General features: G+C 43.9%; 35 protein-coding genes. 32 read left to right on the forward strand and 3 right to left on the reverse strand.

Going from position 1 to position 20,581, the window contains the following annotated elements:
* Positions 1 to 238 precede the first annotated feature (238 nt).
* The 25 genes from rpsJ (at position 239) to infA (ending at position 12,798) form a co-directional block, all read left to right on the forward strand.
* Positions 239 to 556 carry a 30S ribosomal protein S10 gene (gene rpsJ / locus ABCM67_RS10130; RefSeq protein ID WP_015526916.1) on the forward strand — a complete coding sequence of 106 codons (318 nt, stop codon included), beginning with the start codon at positions 239 to 241 and terminating at the stop codon, positions 554 to 556.
* Between the two features lie 65 nt (positions 557 to 621).
* Positions 622 to 1,254, forward strand: a complete 633-nt coding sequence (gene rplC / locus ABCM67_RS10135) for a 50S ribosomal protein L3 (protein WP_015526917.1) — start codon at positions 622 to 624, stop codon at positions 1,252 to 1,254.
* Between the two features lie 21 nt (positions 1,255 to 1,275).
* The gene (rplD, locus tag ABCM67_RS10140) at positions 1,276 to 1,896 is read left to right on the forward strand and encodes a 50S ribosomal protein L4 (RefSeq protein WP_021976669.1); all 621 of its coding nucleotides are present in this window, start codon (positions 1,276 to 1,278) and stop codon (positions 1,894 to 1,896) included.
* Complete coding sequence (gene rplW / locus ABCM67_RS10145; protein WP_021976670.1) at positions 1,896 to 2,195, forward strand: 50S ribosomal protein L23; 300 nt, start codon at positions 1,896 to 1,898, stop codon at positions 2,193 to 2,195. The genes rplD and rplW overlap by 1 nt, the downstream gene beginning before the upstream one ends.
* Positions 2,196 to 2,401: 206 nt before the next feature.
* Entirely contained in the window at positions 2,402 to 3,247 is an 846-nt protein-coding gene (rplB, locus tag ABCM67_RS10150; protein WP_118062094.1) for a 50S ribosomal protein L2, read from the forward strand.
* Between the two features lie 15 nt (positions 3,248 to 3,262).
* A complete protein-coding gene (gene rpsS, locus ABCM67_RS10155) occupies positions 3,263 to 3,544 on the forward strand; it encodes a 30S ribosomal protein S19 (protein ID WP_015526921.1) in 282 nt (93 codons plus the stop codon).
* Positions 3,545 to 3,630: 86 nt separating this feature from the next.
* The gene (gene rplV, locus ABCM67_RS10160; protein WP_015526922.1) at positions 3,631 to 4,020 is read left to right on the forward strand and encodes a 50S ribosomal protein L22; all 390 of its coding nucleotides are present in this window, start codon (positions 3,631 to 3,633) and stop codon (positions 4,018 to 4,020) included.
* A gap of 11 nt (positions 4,021 to 4,031) precedes the next feature.
* Positions 4,032 to 4,688, forward strand: coding sequence for a 30S ribosomal protein S3 (gene rpsC, locus ABCM67_RS10165; protein WP_015526923.1), 657 nt, complete (start codon positions 4,032 to 4,034; stop codon positions 4,686 to 4,688).
* Complete coding sequence (gene rplP, locus ABCM67_RS10170; RefSeq protein ID WP_118062095.1) at positions 4,688 to 5,125, forward strand: 50S ribosomal protein L16; 438 nt, start codon at positions 4,688 to 4,690, stop codon at positions 5,123 to 5,125. Before rpsC ends, rplP begins: the two co-directional genes overlap by 1 nt.
* A complete protein-coding gene (rpmC, locus tag ABCM67_RS10175; RefSeq protein ID WP_021650762.1) occupies positions 5,115 to 5,324 on the forward strand; it encodes a 50S ribosomal protein L29 in 210 nt (69 codons plus the stop codon). The genes rplP and rpmC overlap by 11 nt, the downstream gene beginning before the upstream one ends.
* Before the next feature lie 18 nt (positions 5,325 to 5,342).
* Positions 5,343 to 5,597, forward strand: coding sequence for a 30S ribosomal protein S17 (rpsQ, locus tag ABCM67_RS10180; RefSeq protein ID WP_021650763.1), 255 nt, complete (start codon positions 5,343 to 5,345; stop codon positions 5,595 to 5,597).
* A 13-nt stretch (positions 5,598 to 5,610) separates the two neighbouring features.
* On the forward strand, positions 5,611 to 5,979 hold the full coding sequence (gene rplN / locus ABCM67_RS10185; RefSeq protein WP_019162495.1) for a 50S ribosomal protein L14: 369 nt from the start codon (positions 5,611 to 5,613) through the stop codon (positions 5,977 to 5,979).
* A gap of 11 nt (positions 5,980 to 5,990) precedes the next feature.
* A complete protein-coding gene (gene rplX, locus ABCM67_RS10190; RefSeq protein ID WP_021650764.1) occupies positions 5,991 to 6,302 on the forward strand; it encodes a 50S ribosomal protein L24 in 312 nt (103 codons plus the stop codon).
* 22 nt (positions 6,303 to 6,324) lie between these two features.
* Positions 6,325 to 6,864 carry a 50S ribosomal protein L5 gene (gene rplE / locus ABCM67_RS10195; RefSeq protein WP_021650765.1) on the forward strand — a complete coding sequence of 180 codons (540 nt, stop codon included), beginning with the start codon at positions 6,325 to 6,327 and terminating at the stop codon, positions 6,862 to 6,864.
* 13 nt (positions 6,865 to 6,877) lie between these two features.
* Positions 6,878 to 7,063 carry a type Z 30S ribosomal protein S14 gene (locus ABCM67_RS10200; RefSeq protein ID WP_015526927.1) on the forward strand — a complete coding sequence of 62 codons (186 nt, stop codon included), beginning with the start codon at positions 6,878 to 6,880 and terminating at the stop codon, positions 7,061 to 7,063.
* A gap of 77 nt (positions 7,064 to 7,140) precedes the next feature.
* Entirely contained in the window at positions 7,141 to 7,542 is a 402-nt protein-coding gene (gene rpsH / locus ABCM67_RS10205; RefSeq protein WP_015526928.1) for a 30S ribosomal protein S8, read from the forward strand.
* A gap of 87 nt (positions 7,543 to 7,629) precedes the next feature.
* On the forward strand, positions 7,630 to 8,169 hold the full coding sequence (rplF, locus tag ABCM67_RS10210) for a 50S ribosomal protein L6 (protein WP_118062096.1): 540 nt from the start codon (positions 7,630 to 7,632) through the stop codon (positions 8,167 to 8,169).
* Positions 8,170 to 8,186: 17 nt separating this feature from the next.
* The gene (gene rplR / locus ABCM67_RS10215) at positions 8,187 to 8,555 is read left to right on the forward strand and encodes a 50S ribosomal protein L18 (protein ID WP_021975809.1); all 369 of its coding nucleotides are present in this window, start codon (positions 8,187 to 8,189) and stop codon (positions 8,553 to 8,555) included.
* A gap of 17 nt (positions 8,556 to 8,572) precedes the next feature.
* Entirely contained in the window at positions 8,573 to 9,082 is a 510-nt protein-coding gene (rpsE, locus tag ABCM67_RS10220; RefSeq protein WP_015526931.1) for a 30S ribosomal protein S5, read from the forward strand.
* A 13-nt stretch (positions 9,083 to 9,095) separates the two neighbouring features.
* Complete coding sequence (gene rpmD, locus ABCM67_RS10225; RefSeq protein ID WP_015526932.1) at positions 9,096 to 9,275, forward strand: 50S ribosomal protein L30; 180 nt, start codon at positions 9,096 to 9,098, stop codon at positions 9,273 to 9,275.
* A 12-nt stretch (positions 9,276 to 9,287) separates the two neighbouring features.
* A complete protein-coding gene (gene rplO, locus ABCM67_RS10230) occupies positions 9,288 to 9,728 on the forward strand; it encodes a 50S ribosomal protein L15 (RefSeq protein ID WP_015526933.1) in 441 nt (146 codons plus the stop codon).
* On the forward strand, positions 9,728 to 11,041 hold the full coding sequence (gene secY, locus ABCM67_RS10235) for a preprotein translocase subunit SecY (protein WP_021975810.1): 1,314 nt from the start codon (positions 9,728 to 9,730) through the stop codon (positions 11,039 to 11,041). Before rplO ends, secY begins: the two co-directional genes overlap by 1 nt.
* 98 nt (positions 11,042 to 11,139) lie before the next feature.
* Positions 11,140 to 11,784 carry an adenylate kinase gene (locus ABCM67_RS10240; RefSeq protein ID WP_021975811.1) on the forward strand — a complete coding sequence of 215 codons (645 nt, stop codon included), beginning with the start codon at positions 11,140 to 11,142 and terminating at the stop codon, positions 11,782 to 11,784.
* A gap of 2 nt (positions 11,785 to 11,786) precedes the next feature.
* Positions 11,787 to 12,545 carry a type I methionyl aminopeptidase gene (map, locus tag ABCM67_RS10245; protein WP_021975812.1) on the forward strand — a complete coding sequence of 253 codons (759 nt, stop codon included), beginning with the start codon at positions 11,787 to 11,789 and terminating at the stop codon, positions 12,543 to 12,545.
* A gap of 34 nt (positions 12,546 to 12,579) precedes the next feature.
* Entirely contained in the window at positions 12,580 to 12,798 is a 219-nt protein-coding gene (gene infA, locus ABCM67_RS10250; RefSeq protein WP_005428560.1) for a translation initiation factor IF-1, read from the forward strand.
* Positions 12,799 to 13,182: 384 nt separating this feature from the next.
* On the opposite strand, the gene ABCM67_RS10255 is transcribed toward infA, so the two are convergent.
* From ABCM67_RS10255 to ABCM67_RS10265, 3 genes are all read right to left on the reverse strand, one after another.
* Positions 13,183 to 14,505, reverse strand: a complete 1,323-nt coding sequence (locus tag ABCM67_RS10255; RefSeq protein WP_250789500.1) for a sodium-dependent transporter — start codon at positions 14,503 to 14,505, stop codon at positions 13,183 to 13,185.
* Positions 14,506 to 14,679: 174 nt separating this feature from the next.
* On the reverse strand, positions 14,680 to 15,405 hold the full coding sequence (locus ABCM67_RS10260; protein WP_059085343.1) for a UTRA domain-containing protein: 726 nt from the start codon (positions 15,403 to 15,405) through the stop codon (positions 14,680 to 14,682).
* Positions 15,406 to 15,724: 319 nt separating this feature from the next.
* On the reverse strand, positions 15,725 to 16,456 hold the full coding sequence (locus tag ABCM67_RS10265; protein ID WP_342992836.1) for a YoaK family protein: 732 nt from the start codon (positions 16,454 to 16,456) through the stop codon (positions 15,725 to 15,727).
* A gap of 223 nt (positions 16,457 to 16,679) precedes the next feature.
* Here ABCM67_RS10265 and rpmJ point away from each other — a divergent pair, with 223 nt between their 5' ends.
* From rpmJ to ABCM67_RS10300, 7 genes are all read left to right on the forward strand, one after another.
* A complete protein-coding gene (gene rpmJ / locus ABCM67_RS10270; protein ID WP_003022746.1) occupies positions 16,680 to 16,793 on the forward strand; it encodes a 50S ribosomal protein L36 in 114 nt (37 codons plus the stop codon).
* Positions 16,794 to 17,100: 307 nt separating this feature from the next.
* Positions 17,101 to 17,469 carry a 30S ribosomal protein S13 gene (rpsM, locus tag ABCM67_RS10275; protein ID WP_008707282.1) on the forward strand — a complete coding sequence of 123 codons (369 nt, stop codon included), beginning with the start codon at positions 17,101 to 17,103 and terminating at the stop codon, positions 17,467 to 17,469.
* 55 nt (positions 17,470 to 17,524) lie between these two features.
* A complete protein-coding gene (rpsK, locus tag ABCM67_RS10280) occupies positions 17,525 to 17,917 on the forward strand; it encodes a 30S ribosomal protein S11 (protein WP_015526942.1) in 393 nt (130 codons plus the stop codon).
* Between the two features lie 16 nt (positions 17,918 to 17,933).
* Positions 17,934 to 18,527, forward strand: a complete 594-nt coding sequence (gene rpsD / locus ABCM67_RS10285; RefSeq protein ID WP_015526943.1) for a 30S ribosomal protein S4 — start codon at positions 17,934 to 17,936, stop codon at positions 18,525 to 18,527.
* Between the two features lie 84 nt (positions 18,528 to 18,611).
* Complete coding sequence (locus ABCM67_RS10290; RefSeq protein ID WP_059085345.1) at positions 18,612 to 19,571, forward strand: DNA-directed RNA polymerase subunit alpha; 960 nt, start codon at positions 18,612 to 18,614, stop codon at positions 19,569 to 19,571.
* A gap of 91 nt (positions 19,572 to 19,662) precedes the next feature.
* Positions 19,663 to 20,199 (forward strand): bL17 family ribosomal protein, encoded by a 537-nt coding sequence (locus ABCM67_RS10295; RefSeq protein ID WP_021976084.1) that lies wholly within the window; start codon positions 19,663 to 19,665, stop codon positions 20,197 to 20,199.
* A 197-nt stretch (positions 20,200 to 20,396) separates the two neighbouring features.
* Positions 20,397 to 20,561: a hypothetical protein gene (locus tag ABCM67_RS10300; RefSeq protein ID WP_161206335.1), complete on the forward strand. Its 165-nt coding sequence runs from the start codon at positions 20,397 to 20,399 to the stop codon at positions 20,559 to 20,561.
* Positions 20,562 to 20,581: the final 20 nt, after the last annotated feature.

Genomic DNA, 20,581 nt, shown 5'->3' on the forward strand with positions numbered 1-20,581 from the left:
TATATACTAATCCTTGCTGTGACATTGATAGCTATGAAGCGCGAGGTTGCTGCCACACTGGCAGGTTTTCCGTGGAGCGAATGTCAAGTTAGGAAACTGACGACAAGTCACTGTACAAAGTTCAATAACCATCTTGGGATGGGACGTGTGTGCAAATATACCATGACACACACGGAGATGTGTACAGTCGCCGCTTGTCGTACTGCTATATAAGTACGAATAGGAGGAGACTTTTTTTATGGCAAATCAGGTAATGAGAATCACATTAAAGGCATATGATCATCAGCTCGTTGATGCATCTGCAGCAAAGATCATCGAGACAGTAAAGAAGAACGGAGCAATGGTAAGTGGACCGGTTCCGCTTCCTACTAAGAAAGAGGTTGTTACAATCTTAAGAGCTGTTCATAAATACAAAGATTCCAGAGAGCAGTTTGAGCAGAGAACTCATAAGAGACTTATCGATATCCTGACACCAACTCAGAAAACAGTAGACGCACTTTCCAGACTGGAAATGCCGGCTGGTGTTCACATCGATATCAAGATGAAAAACCGCTAATAATGTCATTTGACATTAACTATATGATTGCCGAATGGTAATCCGCTATAAGGAGGAAGAAAGAAATGAAGAAAGCTATTTTAGCTACTAAAGTCGGAATGACTCAGATCTTCAATGAAGATGGAATGTTAATTCCGGTAACTGTTTTACAGGCAGGTCCTTGCGTTGTAACTCAGGTTAAAACTGAGGAGAACGATGGATACACATCAGTTCAGGTTGGATTCGGCGAGATCAGAGAGAAACTGGTCAACAAACCGGAGAAAGGCCACTTCGATAAAGCTGGTGTAGCTGTAAAAAGATTTGTAAAAGAGTTCAGATTTGACAATGCCGGCGAGTATGAGGTTGGACAGGAAATCAAGGCTGACATCTTTGCAGCAGGAGATCACATCGATGCTACTGCAGTTTCCAAAGGTAAAGGCTTCCAGGGCGCCATCAAGAGACATGGCCAGTCCAGAGGACCTATGGCTCACGGTTCTAAATATCATCGTCATGCAGGTTCCAACGGCGCTTGCTCCGATCCGAGCAAGGTTTTCAAAGGAAAACATATGCCAGGTCACATGGGACATGTTCAGGTAACTGTTCAGAATCTTGAGATCGTACGTGTAGATACAGAAAATAACTTACTGTTAGTTAAAGGTGCTGTTCCAGGACCTAAGAAATCTTTGGTTACAATCAAAGAGACAGTAAAGTCCTTATAATAGGAAAGGAGGAGCATCAGAATGGCTAATGTAACTGTTTATAATATGGAAGGCAATGAAGTTGGCACAATGGAGCTGAATGACGCAGTATTCGGCGTTGAGATCAACGAGCATCTCGTTCATCTTGCAGTTGTTCGTCAGCTTGCAAATAACCGTCAGGGAACTCAGAAAGCGAAAACTCGTTCTGAGGTAAGAGGCGGCGGAAGAAAACCGTGGAGACAGAAAGGAACAGGTCATGCAAGACAGGGTTCCATCCGTGCACCACAGTGGACAGGCGGCGGTGTTGTATTCGCTCCGGTTCCGAGAGACTATGAAGTAAAAATGAACAAGAAGGAAAGAAGAGCAGCTCTTAAATCCGCTCTGACATCCAAGGTTCAGGATAATAAACTTGTTGTTGTTGACAGCCTTGCACTTGCTGAGGTTAAGACAAAAGAGATGCAGAAGGTCCTTACAAACCTGAAAGCAGAGAAAGCTCTTGTAATCACAGCTGATAACGATCAGAACGTAATTCTTTCTGCAAGAAACATCGCTGACGTGGAAACTGCAACACCGGCTACAATCAACACATACGATGTTATGAAACACAACACCGTAGTTGTTACAAAGGATGCCGTTGCATCTATCGAGGAGGTATACGCATAATGGCAAGTATTCAGTACTATGACGTAATCATCCGTCCGGTTATCACAGAGAAATCCATGAACGCCATGGGTGAGAAAAAATATACATTCCTTGTACATCCGGAAGCAAACAAGACTCAGATCAAAGAGGCTGTTGAGAAGATGTTCGAGGGAACCAAAGTTAAAAGCGTAAACACCATCAACAACGATGGAAAGAAAAAACGCCGTGGAATGGTAGTTGGAAAAACTGCTAAGACCAAAAAAGCTATCGTAGCTCTTACAGAAGAGAGCAAAGATATCGAGATCTTCGAAGGACTTTAATTAGAAGATCAGCATCAAGCGGTACGAGTGACACCTCGGAAGCAGAAGCTTCCTCGGTCGCGTTTCACGCTTCTACAGCTTCATAAGTAATCAGTCTCTTACATGCAAGCATGACGAGCCTGCTTCCTCATGAATCTGTGTCACTCTGATTATCGCGAATATACGCAGTCAAAAGCGTGATGATAAAGATTGAAAGGAGAAACATCATGGGAATCAAAAGCTATAACCCATATACACCGTCAAGAAGACATATGACTGGTTCCGACTTCTCTGAGATTACAGCTGCAAAACCAGAGAAATCCCTCGTTACTTCCCTTAAGAAGAACGCCGGACGTAACAATCAGGGTAAGATCACTGTAAGACATCAGGGTGGCGGAAGCAGAAGAAAATACAGAATCATCGACTTCAAGAGAAGAAAAGATGGAATCCCTGCAACAGTTAAAACAATCGAGTACGATCCGAACAGAACAGCTAACATCGCTCTTATCTGCTACGCAGATGGCGAGAAAGCTTACATCCTCGCTCCAGAGGGACTTAAAGTAGGCCAGAAGGTTTACAATGGTCCGGAAGCTGAGGTTCGTGTTGGAAACTGCCTCCCGTTGGAGCTTATCCCGGTTGGTACTATGGTTCACAACATTGAGCTTCATCCTGGAAAAGGCGGACAGATGGTTCGTTCTGCAGGAAACGGCGCACAGCTCATGGCTAAAGAAGGAAAGTTCGCAACACTTCGTCTTCCTTCCGGTGAGATGAGAATGGTTCCGATCGTATGCCGCGCAACTGTTGGTGTAATCGGAAACGGAGATCACAACCTTATTAACATCGGTAAAGCCGGACGTAAACGTAACATGGGTATCAGACCTACAGTTCGTGGTTCCGTAATGAACCCGAATGATCATCCACATGGTGGTGGTGAAGGTAAGACCGGTATCGGACGCCCAGGTCCTTGCACACCGTGGGGCAAACCTGCTCTCGGCCTGAAGACCAGAAAGAAAAACAAACAGTCCAACAAGTACATCGTAAGAAGACGCGATGGAAAAGCATTATCGAAATAATAAGGAGGAGAAAGCATGTCTCGTTCACTGAAAAAAGGACCTTTTGCAGACCAGAGCTTACTTAAAAAAGTAGACGCTCTTAACGCTGCAAATGATAAATCCGTAATCAAAACTTGGTCTCGCCGTTCCACAATCTTCCCGTCTTTCGTAGGACACACAATCGCTGTTCATGACGGAAGAAAACATGTGCCGGTATATATCACAGAGGATATGGTAGGACACAAACTTGGTGAGTTCGTTGCAACAAGAACTTACAGAGGACACGGAAAAGACGAGAAGAAGTCCGGAGTACGCTAGTCATCAGATTTATAACTGCCCGCTGTCAGTTTAAGACAGCTGGCAGATAACTCAGATATCGAATTTAGGAAAGGAGGCACTTTAAGATGGCAAAAGGACATAGAAGCCAGATAAAGAGAGCCAGAAATGAGAATAATAGAGAGACAAGGCCGTCTGCAAAGTTATCTTATGCAAGAATTTCTGTTCAGAAAGCATGCTACGTATTAGATGCAATCCGTGGCAAAGATGTACAGACAGCACTTGGTATCCTGACATACAATCCGAGATACGCTTCCAGCGTGATCAAAAAACTGCTTGAGTCAGCAGTAGCAAACGCTGAGAACAACAACGGAATGAACGCAGACAACCTTTATGTTGCAGCATGCTATGCAGATAAGGGACCTACAATGAAGAGAATTCAGCCGAGAGCACAGGGTAGAGCTTACAGAATCGAGAAGAGAACAAGCCATATCACTGTTGTGCTTGATGAAAGGTAAGGAGGAAAAGCATGGGACAGAAAGTTAATCCGCATGGCCTTAGAGTCGGAGTTATCAAGGATTGGGATTCCAGATGGTATGCAGAAGATAAATTTGCTGACTACCTGGTAGAAGACTACAACATCAGAACATTCCTTAAAAAGAAATTATACAGCGCAGGTGTTTCCAAGATCGAGATCGAGAGAGCATCTGACAGAGTTAAGATCATCATCTACACAGCAAAACCTGGTATCGTAATCGGTAAGGGCGGCGCAGAGATCGAGAAAGTTAAAGCTGAGCTTCAGAAATACACAGACAAGAAGCTTATCGTTGACATCAAAGAAGTAAAGAGACCGGACAAAGATGCACAGCTGGTTGCTGAGAACATTGCTCTTCAGCTTGAGAACCGTATTTCTTTCAGACGTGCTATGAAGTCCACAATGCAGAGAACAATGAAGGCTGGCGCTAAGGGAATCAAGACTTCCGTATCCGGACGTCTCGGTGGAGCTGATATGGCTCGTACAGAGTTCTACAGCGAGGGAACAATCCCGCTTCAGACACTTCGTGCAGATATCGATTATGGCTTTGCGGAAGCAGACACCACATACGGTAAAGTTGGTGTTAAGGCATGGATCTACAATGGTGAGATTCTTCCGACAAAAGGAACTAAGGAAGGGAGCGATAAATAATGTTAATGCCAAAAAGAGTAAAACGTCGTAAACAATTCCGTGGCTCCATGAGAGGAAAAGCCCTGAGAGGCAATGCTATCAACTATGGTGATTTCGGTCTTGTTGCTACTGAGCCGTGCTGGATCAGATCTAATCAGATCGAGGCAGCCCGTGTTGCTATGACCCGTTACATCAAACGTGGCGGTAAAGTTTGGATTAAGATTTTCCCGGATAAACCGGTAACAGCTAAACCAGCTGAGACTCGAATGGGTTCCGGAAAAGGCGCTCTGGAGTACTGGGTAGCAGTAGTTAAACCAGGTCGTGTTATGTTTGAGATTGCAGGCGTGTCCGAAGAGGTTGCCCGTGAAGCATTACGTCTTGCAATGCACAAGTTACCATGTAAATGTAAAATAGTTTCTCGTGCAGACTTAGAAGGCGGTGATAACAGTGAAAATTAATAAGTTCGTTGAAGATTTAAAAGCAAAGTCAGTTGCAGAACTGAATGAAGAATTAGTAGCTGCTAAAAAAGAGCTTTTCAATCTGAGATTTCAGAATGCAACAAACCAGTTAGACAATACAGGACGAATCAAAGAGGTTCGTAAAAATATTGCCAGAATCCAGACAGTAATCACTGAGCAGGCAAACGCTTCCAAATAGGACAGGAGGACATAGATCGTGGAAAGAAATCTGAGAAAAACCCGCGTGGGTAAGGTTATCAGCGACAAAATGGATAAGACCATCGTAGTTGCAATTGAAGACCATGTAAAACATCCTCTTTACAAAAAAATCGTGAAGAGAACATATAAATTAAAAGCTCATGATGAGAACAATGAGTGCAACATCGGAGATACCGTTAAGGTAATGGAGACCAGACCGCTGTCCAAGGACAAGAGATGGAGACTGGTTGAAATCGTAGAGAAAGCTAAATAAGGAGGAAACCAGTATGATTCAGCAGGAAACTAGACTGAAAGTTGCCGACAACACTGGTGCAAAAGAAATCCTTTGTATTCGTGTTATGGGCGGCTCTACAAGAAGATATGCAAACATCGGTGATACAATCGTTGCTACGGTTAAAGATGCAACACCAGGCGGCGTTGTTAAAAAAGGTGACGTTGTTAAAGCTGTAGTTGTTAGAACTAAAAAAGGCGCTCGTCGTAAAGACGGATCCTACATCCGTTTCGATGAAAATGCTGCCGTAATTATCAAGGATGACTTAACTCCGAGAGGAACTCGTATCTTTGGACCAGTTGCCAGAGAGCTTCGTGAGAAGAAATTCATGAAGATCGTTTCCTTAGCTCCGGAAGTATTATAGGAGGGTGCCGAATGTCAGCTATGAAAATTAAAAAAGGTGATACTGTAAAAGTTATCGCTGGAAAAGATAAAGGTAAGGACGGAAAAGTTCTTGCAGTTAACGTAAAAGACAACACAGTAGTTGTTGAGAACGTAAACATGGTTACAAAGCACGCTAAACCGTCCGCAGCTAATCAGAACGGTGGAATCGTGACAAAAGAAGCTCCGCTTCACATCTCCAACGTAATGCTCGTTGTAGACGGAAAAGCTACAAGAGTTGGATTCAAGATGGATGGAGACAAAAAAGTCCGTGTTGCAAAGGCAACAGGAAAGACAATCGATTAATTAAGAGAGGAGGCATATAAAGGTGAGTAGATTAAAAGATCTTTACAAGAACGAGATCATGGATGCCATGACCAAGAAATTCGGATACAAAAACGTAATGGAAGTGCCAAAACTCGAGAAAATCGTTGTTAACATGGGTGTTGGCGAGGCGAAAGAGAACGCTAAACTTCTTGACGCTGCAATCGCAGATATGGAACTTGTTACAGGACAGAAAGCAATCGCTACAAAAGCTAAAAAATCTGTCGCTAACTTCAAAATCAGAGAGGGTATGCCGATCGGATGTAAAGTTACTCTGAGAGGTGAGAAGATGTATGAATTCGCTGATCGTCTTATCAACCTTGCTCTTCCACGTGTACGTGACTTCCGTGGTGTTAACCCGAACGCATTCGACGGCAGAGGAAACTACGCTCTTGGTATCAAAGAGCAGTTGATCTTCCCAGAGGTTGAGTACGATAAGGTTGATAAAGTAAGAGGAATGGACGTTATCTTCGTTACAACTGCTAAAACAGATGAAGAGGCACGCGAATTACTGACATTATTCAACATGCCATTTGCTAAATAGGAGGAAAAGATTCATGGCTAAGACAGCAATGAAAATTAAACAGCAGCGCAAAGCTAAATTCTCCACAAGAGAGTATACTCGCTGCAGAATCTGTGGCCGTCCACATGCATACCTGAGAAAATACGGAATTTGCAGAATCTGCTTCCGTGAGCTGGCATACAAAGGTCAGATTCCGGGTGTTAAAAAAGCGTCCTGGTAGGCTGCAAGCAACTTTTTGATTAGATATATATTAATTCACACGACATGTAAAGTCTGAAGAAAGAGGAGGAAACTTACATGACAATGAGCGATCCGATCGCAGATATGCTTACAAGAATCCGTAACGCAAACACTGCAAAACATGACACTGTAGACGTACCGGCATCCAAGATGAAAATTGCTATCGCAAACATCCTTGTAGATGAGGGATACATCGCAAAATATGATCTGGTTGAGGATGGAGTTGTTAAAACTCTTCACATCACACTGAAATACGGTGAGGACAAAAATCAGAAGATCATCACAGGACTTAAGAGAATCTCCAAACCAGGTCTTCGTGTATACGCAGGCAAGGATGAGCTTCCGAAGGTTCTTGGTGGACTTGGTATCGCAATCCTTTCCACAAACAAAGGCGTTATCACTGACAAAGAGGCTCGTAAGCTTCAGGTTGGTGGCGAGGTACTTGCATTCGTATGGTAGTCCATACAGGGCAGTCATATAGCTTTTAAACTGAAAACAGAGAGGGCATGGGCCCTCTCCGACAATCTAAGTAAGGAGGACAAATTTATGTCACGAATCGGAAGACTTCCGGTTGCAATTCCAGCTGGCGTTGAGGTTACAGTCGCTGATGGAAACGTTGTAACAGTAAAAGGACCTAAGGGAACACTTGAGAGAGCACTCCCGACAGAGTTAGAGATCAAAGTTGAAGACGGTCATGTAGTAGTAACAAGACCGAACGACTTAAAGAGAATCAAATCCCTTCACGGATTAACAAGAAGCCTTATCCACAACATGGTTGTTGGTGTAAGCGAAGGCTACAAAAAAGAGCTTGAGGTTAACGGTGTTGGTTATAAAGCAGCTAAGCAGGGCAAGAAGCTCGTACTTAGCCTTGGATATTCTCACCCGGTAGAAATGGAAGATCCAGAAGGTCTTGAGTCCACAGTTGATGGAAACAAGATCATCGTATCTGGTATCAGCAAAGAAAAAGTTGGCCAGTACGCAGCTGAGATCAGAGACAAGAGAAGACCTGAGCCATACAAGGGCAAGGGAATCAAGTACGTTGACGAAGTTATCAGACGTAAAGTCGGTAAGACCGGTAAGAAATAATTAAGGAGAGTGAGAATATGATTAACAAAGCATCCAGAAGCGAAATTCGCGAAAAGAAGCATAGAAGATTACGTCATCATTTAAACGGAACTGCAACTACTCCTCGTCTGGCAGTATTTCGTTCCAACAAGCACATCTATGCACAGATTATTGATGACACAGTTGGTAAGACTTTAGTATCCGCTTCTACTCTCCAGAAGGACGTAAAAGCAGAGCTTGAGAACACTGACGATGTACAGGCTGCAGCAAAAGTCGGAACAGTAATCGGTAAAAAAGCCATCGAGGCTGGTATCGAGAACGTTGTTTTCGACAGAGGTGGATATATCTACCACGGAAAAGTTAAAGCACTGGCAGATGCAGCAAGAGAAGCTGGACTGAAATTCTAAGAGGAGGAAAAGAACACATGAAACGTAATCTTATTGATGCTAGTCAGTTAGAGTTAGAAGATAAAGTAGTATCAATCAAGCGTGTTACCAAGGTTGTTAAAGGTGGTCGTAACTTCCGTTTCACAGCTTTAGTTGTTGTAGGTGACGGCAATGGACACGTTGGTGCAGGTTTAGGAAAAGCAGCAGAAATTCCGGAGGCGATCCGCAAAGGTAAAGAGGACGCTATGAAGAAACTTGTTACTGTTGCAAGAGACGAGAACAATTCCATTACACATGACTTCATCGGAAAATTCGGAAGCGCTGAGATGCTTCTGAAGAGAGCTCCGGAAGGTACTGGAGTTATCGCCGGTGGCCCGGCACGTGCCGTAATCGAGCTTGCTGGTATCAAAAACATCCGTACAAAATGTATGGGTTCCAGAAATAAACAGAACGTAGTTCTGGCAACAATCGCAGGCCTGAGCCAGTTAAAGACTCCGGAAGAGGTTGCAAAGCTCCGCGGAAAATCTGTAGATGAGATTCTGGGTTAAGGAGGAAATGGAAATGGCAGATACAATCAAGGTTACACTGGTAAAATCTCCAATCGGTGCAGTACCGAAGCACAAAAAAACTGTAAAAGCTATGGGTCTTACAAAGATGCATAAAACAGTTGAGATGCCAGACAACGCTGCAACCAGAGGAATGATTCAGCAGGTGCAGCACCTGGTAAAAGTAGAAGATTAAGGAGGTGCCAGAATGGAATTATCAAACTTAAGACCCGCAGAGGGTTCCAAGCATAGCGATAACTTCAGAAGAGGCCGTGGACATGGTTCAGGAAACGGCAAAACTGCTGGTAAAGGACATAAAGGACAGCTTGCTCGTTCCGGACACAAGAAACCGGGATTCGAGGGAGGTCAGATGCCTTTATACAGACGTCTTCCTAAGAGAGGTTTCACTAACAGAAACTCCAAAGAAATTATCGCAATCAATGTAGACGTTCTCAATCGTTTTGAGGATGGCGCAGAGGTTACAGTTGACAGCTTACTTGCAAGCGGTGCAATCTCCAAGATCGGTGATGGTGTTAAGATCCTTGGAAACGGCGAGCTTACAAAAAAACTCAATGTTAAAGTAAACGCTGTCAGCGAGACTGCAAAAACAAAAATTGAAGCTGCTGGTGGTACAGTAGAGGTGATCTAATGTTTGAGACTCTTAAGAGTGTTTTCAAAGTAAAGGAAATGAGAAGGAAACTTCTCTATCTGATCTGGATGATATTCGTGATCAGAATTGGATCCCAGCTTCCTGTACCGGGAGTCGACAGTGACTTCTTCAAGCAGTGGTTTGAATCTAATACCGGTGACGCATTCAATTTCTTTGATGCGTTCACCGGCGGTTCCTTTACTCAGATGTCAATTTTTGCATTGAACATCACACCTTACATTACTTCTTCCATTATCATTCAGCTTCTTACCATTGCCATTCCGGCACTGGAAGAAATGCAGCGTGACGGAGAAGAAGGCAGAAAAAAGCTTACAGCAATCACACGTTATGTAACCGTTGGTCTTGCTCTGTTTGAGTCTGTTGCCATGGCAATCGGATTCGGACGTCAGGGTATGATCCCGAACATGAACTTCCTTAAAGGAATCGTAGTTGTTGCAAGTTTAACAGCGGGTTCCGCAATGCTTATGTGGCTGGGCGAGCGTATTACAGAGAAGGGTGTTGGAAATGGTATTTCCATCGTCCTGACAATCAATATCGTGTCCAGGATCCCGAGCGATGTATCCCTTCTTTATGAGAACTTCGTCAAGGGCAAAACAATTGCAAAAGGCATGCTCGCAGCCTGCATTATTGCTGTGATCATCCTGTTTGTTGTAGTGCTCGTACTTATCCTCAACGGAGCAGAGAGAAGAATTCCGGTTCAGTATTCCAGAAAGATGGTTGGACGTAAGATGATGGGCGGTCAGTCCACAAACATCCCGCTCAAGGTAAATACTGCCGGTGTTATCCCGGTTATTTTTGCTTCTTCCATTATGTCATTCCCGTCAATCATTGCACAGTTTGCTGGCAAAGGAAACGGAACAGGCATTGGAAGTGAGATCTTAAGAGGACTTTCCTCTAATAACTGGTGTAATCCAAGTCAGATCCAGTATAGCTGGGGTCTGATCGTGTATGTAGTACTTTGCGTATTCTTCGCATACTTCTATACATCCATTACCTTTAATCCGTTGGAAGTAGCCGATAATATCAAAAAGCAGGGCGGTTTTATCCCAGGCATCCGTCCGGGAAAACCGACTTCAGATTATTTGACTAAAATCCTGAATTATATTATATTTATAGGTGCAGTAGGTCTTGTTATCGTGGCCGTTATTCCGTTCTTCTTTAACGGTGTATTTGGCGCGAACGTTTCCTTCGGAGGAACATCTATCATCATCATCGTAGGTGTTATCCTGGAGACCGTTAAGCAGATGGAATCTCAGCTGCTTGTACGTAATTACAAAGGCTTCCTGAACTAATTGAAAATGAAGGTTGCGGTGCGAAAGTGTCGCAGCCTTGATTTGTAAACAGGACTGTCTGAAAATCAGGCAGCAAACAGGAAAATGGAGGGTATGCTATGAGAATTATTATGTTGGGTGCACCGGGGGCAGGCAAAGGTACTCAGGCCAAGAAAATTGCGGCGAAATATGGGATTCCGCACATCTCCACAGGAGATATTTTCCGTGCCAACATCAAAAACGGTACCGAGCTTGGAAACAAAGCAAAAACTTACATGGATCAGGGACTTCTTGTTCCGGATGAACTGACCTGTGACCTTGTTGTTGACAGAATCCAGCAGGAGGATGCAAGAGAAGGATATGTTCTTGATGGTTTTCCGAGAACAATTCCGCAGGCAGAATGTCTGACAGAGGCTCTGAACAAACTTGGAAGCAAAATTGACTATGCAATCGATGTGGATGTACCGGATGATAATATCGTGAAACGTATGGGCGGTCGTCGTGCCTGCGTAAAATGCGGTGCAACTTATCATGTTGAGTTCGCAGCACCGAAAACAGAAGGTGTCTGTGATACCTGTGGTGACAAGCTTGTACTCCGTGACGATGATAAGCCGGAAACAGTCCAGAAGCGTCTGAATGTTTATCATGAGCAGACACAGCCATTGATTGACTATTACACCAGACAGGGTGTTTTGAAGACGGTAGACGGAACCAGGGATCTGAATGAGGTATTCCAGGAGATCGTTGACATCTTAGGAGAATAAGAATGTCCGTAACAATTAAGACACAGCATGAAATAGAACTTATGAGAGAATCCGGCCATCTTCTGGAGAAGGTGCATGATGGTTTGATCCCTTATATCAAACCAGGCGTCAGCACCAAGGAGATTGATAAGATTGGAGAAGAAATGATCCGGTCTATGGGCTGTATTCCGAACTTTTTGAATTACGGAGGTTTTCCGGCTTCTTTTTGTATCAGCCTGAATGATGAGGTTGTGCATGGAATTCCATCCGAAGAGAAGATTATCCAGGACGGGGATCTGGTTAAGATCGACGCCGGCCTGATTTACAAGGGCTACCATTCTGACGCAGCACGTACCTATGCGGTAGGTGAAGTATCCAAAGAAGCACAGCAGCTCATTAAGGTTACAAGAGAGTGCTTTTTTGAAGGACTGAAAATGGCAAAAGCCGGAAATCATTTAAATGATATTTCCAAAGCCATCGGAGCCCACGCAGCGAAATACCGTTATGGTATTGTACGTGACCTTGTAGGACATGGAATCGGAACTCATCTTCATGAGGATCCGCAGATTCCAAACTTCCCGCAGAAGCGCAGGGGCATCAAGCTCCTTCCGGGAATGACCCTGGCCGTCGAGCCCATGATCAACCTTGGTCGTGCGGACGTGGCATGGCTGGACGATGAGTGGACAGTGGTAACCATGGATGGTTCACTTTCCGCCCATTATGAAAATACGATCCTCATCACCGATGGGGAACCAGAGATTCTGACGCTTACGAATCTGTAAGCAGCAATTGTTGTCATGACATAGGAGGTAAAAAATGTCAAAAGCAGATGTGATCGAAGTAGAAGGCACTGTTCTGGAGAAACTGCCTAATGCGATGTTTAAAGTGGAACTGGAAAACAAACATGTGGTACTTGCACATATCAGTGGCAAGCTCCGTATGAATTTTATCCGTATTCTCCCGGGAGATAAAGTAACGATCGAACTTTCTCCGTATGATCTTTCCAAAGGAAGAATCATCTGGAGAGATAAATAAGAAATATTGTAAAAGATGACCTGGTGGCGTCAAGCTGCCGGGTCTTTTTTTGCCTTTTCTGCAGAAAAGAATCTGAAGTGGAATTTATCACTCACATTTTTTTACGTTTCTCAGGCAGCGATACGGCTGCATCCTGGTCTGACTACGAAGTGGAGAAACCGGATACACTCTAAGAATGCAGAATAATTGAAAATCAGTGTAAAACTTAAACTTGTTGACAAACTGTGAAGTGAGTGTATTCGGGATATGCAGCAAATCGAAAATCCTGGCTTTACGAATATTATAAGATAAAACATAAAAATCCCTCGGAAATGATTAAAAAATCATTTTTCGGGGGATTTGTTTATGCAGATAATTTTTTATTTTACTTATGTTATCACCTTATCATCCAATCCCGCCCAGCACAACACCAAGGATCAGCACCAGAAAGCACACCGGAATATAAAGATATTTACACACCGGATAAAAATATTTCGTGAATGGTTTCTCGCGGCCTTTGTTGACCTGGCTTTCCACATAGCTCCGGCCGAAGATCCAGAAGAACATGATCCCTGCAAGTCCCGCGCCGAGAGGACAGATATAGATGGAAAGCACATCCATCCAGTCAGAAACAATGCCCTGGATAAGAAGCGAAACCACAACACCGATCACTGCGATCACCATGCAGGAGGGAATCCTGCCAAGACCTGTTTTTTCCTGAACTGTGGCAATAGGAGCTTCATAAAGGTTCATAAGCGAGGTCATGCCTGCAAGGAACACAGCTACGAAAAAGATGATGGCAATGATCCGTCCGCCAGGCATGGTTTTGATCAGGTGCGGCAGGTAGATGAACAGAAGTCCGGGACCGCCCTGGTCAAGCTTGGCACCTGTGGTAGCCATGGCCGGAATGATAACAAGTGCTGCCAGCATAGCAGCCAGAGTATCAAAAAGTGCTACCCTTGCAGCAGATGCAGGGATATCTTCGCTGTCCGGAAGATAAGATCCGTAGATCAGTGTACCGTTACCTGCAACAGACAGGGAGAAAAATGCCTGTCCAAGTGCGAAGATCCAGGTGGAAGGCTTTGCCAGAACTTCCGGCTCCACGCGGAAGATATAGCGGTATCCGGCAGCAGCTCCCGGCTGAAAGGCAACATAGATGCCAAGGATCACAAACAGAATAAAGAAGATGGGCATCATCACTTTATTGGCTTTTTCGATGCCGCTTCCAACGCCGTACATCAGGATAAACATGCAGATCACAAGAGCAGCCAGCTGCCAGAGATTATTTCCCCAGGCAGAGGCCATGCCTCCGAATTTGGTGCCAAAGGACTCAATATCTGCCGGTGCCAGAGTAGATCCTGTAAAGGCTCCGAGCATATATCGGAAGATCCATCCCATAACAACGGTATAACCGATAGCCATGGCCAGTGCACCGATCACCGGTATCCAGCCCAGTGTTTCACCCAGCCTTCGTCTGCATTTGGTTTCACAGGCCATGCCGAAGGCGTCAATGGGCCCGGAACGTGTCCCGCGGCCAAAGCTCATCTCACCGATCACCCCGGTAAAGCCGATCAGTGCCACAAAAATAAAATACGGGATCAGGAACGATCCCCCGCCATACAGGGAAACTCTGGTGGGAAACATCCAGATATTTCCCATTCCAACCGCAGACCCGATGCAGGCCAGAATGAACCCCCAGCGGCTGTTAAAAGATTCTCGTTTTTTCATAAAAATAAAATTTCCTCTCTCCGTTGATCGTTTCAGTATAACATAATTTTGGAAAATAGGAAACTGCAGCATCTATACAGATCCAGGTATCTATACAGATCTAGGCGGATATTTGTGAGCCACATTTGTCACCTGCTCATAACCGTATAGCTGCGAAGCAGTTATGAGCCGGGCTCATCGGCGCAGGGCATTATCATAAAATCGAAAATGATCCGGTCTGTGCCGTGACTGGGTATACTCAAACATCACACCGTCACTGTTATAAGTCTGGCTGGACACCACAGCCACGCAGTTATAATCCTTTACATTCAGATGAAGATATTTTTCATCAATTTCTGTAACCTTTTCCACAGTCATGATACGTTTGCTGTTGACAATGGTCATATGAAGCACCTGTTCCAGATATTCATAGATAGAATGACTGGCAATCTCGGCAGTAAGGCCGGGAACGGATTCCTTCAGAAAATAATTATGGTTGATGATCAGCGGGATATCTTCAAGATAATGGATACGCTGAATATAATATACTTCTGCACCAGCGGGAAATCCTGTGTAAGCTGACTGATTTTTGCTGATACAAAGCTCTGTAAAAAGAGCCACCTCCGTATGGGCATTCTGACCGTTCCTTGCAGCAGATTCCTTGAAGGTTTCGATCTCTCCGATGGTGAAAGCAGTCTTCTCGTTTGGACGGTAGATATTGCGGACACCTTTTCCCTGCATGGTCTGTACATAGCCGTCACTGACAAGAAGACTGACCGCACGTCGCAGGGTATTGCGGGAGCAGCCGTAAGTCTGGATCAGAGTGTTTTCGGAAGGCAGAAGCTCCTGATAGGCAAAGGTGTTGTCCTCTATTTTCATTTTCAGATCTTTATAGATATCTTCGTAAATACTTTTGGGCATTTCAATTCTCCATTCATGTTCGGTCAAAAATATATAGCAGGATTTATGATTTCTGGAATAATTATAAAAGATTTTCCCGGTAAGCGCAATGTAAATACCGTGGAATGTTTAAACAAGTTACAGAGCATATTGATATGTTATGAGGATAGTATGAGAAATATAGATGAAATCAATTTGCGGCCATTCAAAATCATGATACTGGATTTCGAACGCATATAAGCTGTAAGCGCCAGAGGGGCTTACGCGTAAACAAAAAAGGAAATGTGACAGTGTAAAAACAGATCACATTTCCTCTTATTTTATCAAAGCTAAAATAAAGTCAGGCCTCTTTTTTCTTATAGGAAAGATTTCTGAAGCTGCTGCCGTCAGAAGCGCTGCTTCGGGTAACTGCCGGTGTATCGGCTGCGGTATTCCGGTCTACACTGATCAGCCATACAGCATAGAAGGCAGGAACCAGACAGAGCCATACGCCTGAGAGACCGCAGGTCATATACAGGATCAGAGACAAAGCTGCACCTGTATGAAAAGAAAGCAGCGTCATTCCGTAGAATTTTGCTTTATCGCACTGTGCGCTGTCCTTTTTCATAAGGAACTGAGTGACAGCTGTGGTGAACTGGCGAAGGTTGTTGGTGGAAAAGATCGTGGAGCTGTTATATCCGCCGGGAGCCTTGAAGGTACACCACTGGAAAGGCATTGCAAAGAACACGGGGTAAAGAGCCACAACCGGAGACATTCCGGAAGGAAAGAATCCCAGGAGCAGGATCGCAAAGATATCGATCACGATACTGATAAAACGAAGATCTGCGGAAAAATGCTCTGGGATCCAGACCGTAAGGATAACAGCAGCCATATATATGAGAAGCGCACCCACACGCAGAAGCATATCCGAAAAATTCCTGCCTATGAGATCCCGCACAACACCAAGAAGATTGGCTGTCTGGGCATTGCCGAAAAGATCAGCTCTTGACACAATGGCATAAAGCCCCAGGTATCCACCGATAAAAGATAAGGTGTAATGTATCAGAAAACGATATTTCATTTCCGTATGCATATGTAAAGATTCCTTTCATTAAAAAATAGGCAGATTCCATATGTCTGCCGGACTTTGCCACCCATTATAATACAGCCTGTAAAAAAAATCAAAAATTTTTTTAATTTTTTCTTGCATTTCAGGAAAACAGGTGTTAGTATATATTTTAAGCGCGCAAATACTGTGTATGAGTGCGCCTGTGAAACTGCAGATATGAGACTAATTTACGGAAGGAGGATTTCCAGTGAAAGTAAGATCATCTGTAAAGCCGATCTGCGAGAAGTGCAAGGTCATTAAGAGAAAGGGATCCATCAGAATCATCTGTGAGAACCCGAAGCACAAACAGCGTCAGGGTTGATTTCCATATCGGAACTTCTTTGGAATGTTTGTGAAACGTGCGGCTGCAGTATGAAACACCCGGTAGGGTTGTTCTACTGAACAGATAATAAGCATGTATTGCCTAATACCGAGAGGCAACAGCGGTTAAGATCCGCAATTTCGGAAAGGCTGTGATTCGCCAATTACAGCTGGGTGTTTTACCGAGGCACCCCAATTAGGAAACTAGAAAAGAAAGCGGCAGGTCGATATGTCCCATTTCACCTTGCGAGAGCAAGTGACATACGATATGCGGAACTTTCAGAAACAGAAAATGGAGGAAACAGTACATGGCTCGTATAGCTGGTGTAGACTTACCAAGAGAGAAACGTATTGAAATCGGTCTTACCTACATTTATGGAATTGGTAGACCAAGCGCAGATAAAATTCTTGCTAAAGCAGAGGTTAATCCTGACACACGTGTCAGAGATCTGACTGATGACGAGGTTAAGAGACTGAGTGCTGTTATTGATGAGACAATGACAGTAGAAGGTGATCTGAGAAGGGAAATCGCCCTTAACATCAAGAGACTGCAGGAGATTGGATGCTACAGAGGTATCCGTCATCGTAAAGGACTCCCGGTTCGTGGTCAGAAGACTAAGACAAATGCGAGAACTCGCAAGGGACCGAAGAGAACTGTTGCAAACAAGAAGAAATAATTTATAGATATAACTAATTAATTTCAATAAAAGGAAAGTGTAGGTTAGTTTTAAAATGGCAAAAGTTACAAAGAAAACGACAAAACGTCGTGTCAAGAAAAACGTTGAACACGGACAGGCACACATTCAGTCTTCCTTCAACAATACAATCGTCACACTGACAGATAACGAAGGAAACGCTCTTTCATGGGCAAGTGCCGGTGGTCTTGGATTTAAAGGTTCAAGGAAATCTACCCCTTATGCAGCACAGATGGCAGCAGAGACTGCAACAAAGGCTGCTTTAATTCATGGATTAAAAACAGTAGACGTTATGGTAAAAGGCCCGGGCTCAGGCCGTGAAGCTGCAATCCGTGCGCTTCAGGCATGCGGACTTGAAGTAACCAGCATTCGTGACGTAACTCCGGTTCCTCACAACGGATGCCGTCCACCAAAACGCAGAAGAGTCTAATTAGGAGGTAGTTGAAATGGCAGTAAATAGAGTACCTGTTCTGAAAAGATGCAGATCCCTTGGCCTGGATCCGATTTACTTAGGAATTGATAAGAAGTCCACAAGACAGTTAAAACGTGCAAACCGCAAGGTGTCTGAGTATGGTCTTCAGTTAAAAGAGAAACAGAAAGCAAAATTTATCTACGGAGTTCTTGAGAAACCTTTCCGTAACTACTACAAGAAAGCCGACAGAATGCAGGGCCAGACAGGTGAGAACCTTATGGTTATGCTTGAGAGCAGACTTGACAACATCGTTTTCCGTATGGGATTTGCCAGAACAAGAAGAGAGGCTCGTCAGATCGTAGATCACAAGCACGTACTTGTTAACGGAAAATGTGTAAACATTCCGTCCTACCTGTGCAAAGCAGGAGACACAATTGAGATCAGAGAGAAGAGCAAAGGCTCTGAGAGATATAAAGGAATCCTTGAGATCACTGGCGGAAGACTTGTTCCGGAGTGGATCGACGTTGATCAGGAGAACCTGAAGGGTGTAGTTAAAGAGCTTCCTACAAGAGAGCAGATCGATGTTCCTGTAAACGAGATGCTTATCGTCGAGCTGTATTCTAAATAATTAGTAACTGTTTACTGTGTCTACAGTTATAAAAATTGGTAATACCCTCGAATGTTGATTAACCCAGAAGGAGGGAACCTTATAGTGTTTGATTTCAATAAACCAAAAATCGAAATAACCGAAATATCCGAAGATAAGAAGTTTGGAAGATTCGTTGTAGAGCCTCTGGAAAGAGGTTATGGTACTACCCTTGGCAATTCTTTAAGAAGAATTATGCTGTCCTCCCTTCCGGGAGCTGCAGTAAGCCAGGTGAAGATCGATGGTGTACTTCATGAATTCAGCTCCATTCCGGGCGTGAAGGAAGATGTGACCGAAATCATCATGAATCTGAAATCTCTTGCCATTAAGAATCACAGCAGTGACAATGAGCCGAAGACCGCATACATTGAGTGTGAGGGCAAAGGTGTTGTTACAGCAGCTGATATCCAGGCAGATCAGGATATTGAGATCATGAACCCGGATCAGGTGATCGCAACCCTGAACGGTGGAAAAGACTGCAGACTGGCCATGGAGCTTACCATTACCAAGGGACGTGGCTATATCAGTGCAGACAAAGGCAAAACCGATGACATGCCGATCGGTATGATCGCAGTGGATGCGATCTACACACCGGTAGACAGAGTCAACATGATCGTAGAGAATACACGAGTTGGTCAGGTAACTGACTTCGACAAGCTTACACTGGATGTATATACCAATGGAACACTTGATCCGGATGAGGCAGTCAGCCTTGCAGCAAAGGTTCTCAGCGAGCATTTAAACCTGTTCATTGATCTTTCCGAGAATGCTAAGACCGCAGAGGTTATGATCGAGAAAGAAGACAATGAGAAGGAAAAGGTTCTGGAGATGAGCATTGATGAGCTTGAGCTCTCTGTTCGTTCCTACAACTGCCTTAAGAGAGCCGGTATCAATACGGTTGAAGAATTATGCAACAAGACTTCTGACGATATGATGAAGGTTCGTAATCTGGGCCGCAAATCCTTAGAGGAAGTACTTGCAAAACTCAAAGAGCTGGGACTTCAGCTCCAGCCTACAGAGGAATAATCCGGAAACAGAGTAATGAGTGGGGTGTCAGCAGCAGGACAGTAAGACCGAACAAGCATGTCCTGGTGTCCCACAGATGGAGGATAATAAAATGGCAAAATATAGAAAATTAAGCAGAACATCTAACCAGAGAAAAGCACTTCTCAGAAATCAGGTTACAAACCTTCTTCATCACGGAAAGATCGTGACAACAGAAGCTAAGGCTAAAGAGATCCGTAAGATCGCTGAGGGACTTATCGCTATGGCTGTACGTGAGAAAGACAATTTCGAGACAGTTACAGTAACAGCTAAGGTTGCTCGTAAAGATGCTGACGGAAAACGTGTAAAAGAAGTCGTAGACGGCAAAAAGAAAACAGTTTACGATGAAGTTCAGAAAGAGATCAAGAAAGATGCTCCTTCCAGACTTCATGCACGTCGTGAGATGATGAAAGTTTTCTATCCTGTAACAGAGGTTCCTGCTAAGGGCGCTGGCAGAAAGAAAAATACAAAAGAAGTTGACATGGTTGACAAGATGTTCAGCGAGATTGCTCCGAAATACGCAGATCGTAACGGTGGTTACACAAGAATCGTTAAGATCGGACAGCGTAAAGGCGATGCAGCAATGGAAGTTCTTATCGAGCTTGTATAATTTACTTCTGACCGATTTAAAGGACATTTGCAGAAATGCAGATGTCCTTTTTTAATATTCCAAAAACTCGAAAAAATGCATAAATGGTGGGTTTTCGACCATAAATTACATTAAGATATCATAATTTGAATAACAAATCATGGTATAATATATAGAACAAAAAGTAACAATGATGGAGTAAAAGGGGATACATAAATATGACGATGATGACCATTGCCATTTGTGATGATATGCAGACGGATGCGAGAAAACTTCACAAACAGCTTGAGCGGATCGTTCCAGGGTCAGAAATTCGGATATTTAAAAGCGGCGAGCTTTTATTGGAAGAATTGGAAAAGAAAAGGAAACCTGAGGTAAGCTGAATGACTTCGAAAAACAGCTT

Origin of the sequence: Blautia sp. 2227st1_G12_2227SCRN_220401 (genome assembly GCF_039062885.1) — a bacterium.
GTDB lineage: Bacteria > Bacillota > Clostridia > Lachnospirales > Lachnospiraceae > Blautia_A > Blautia_A fusiformis.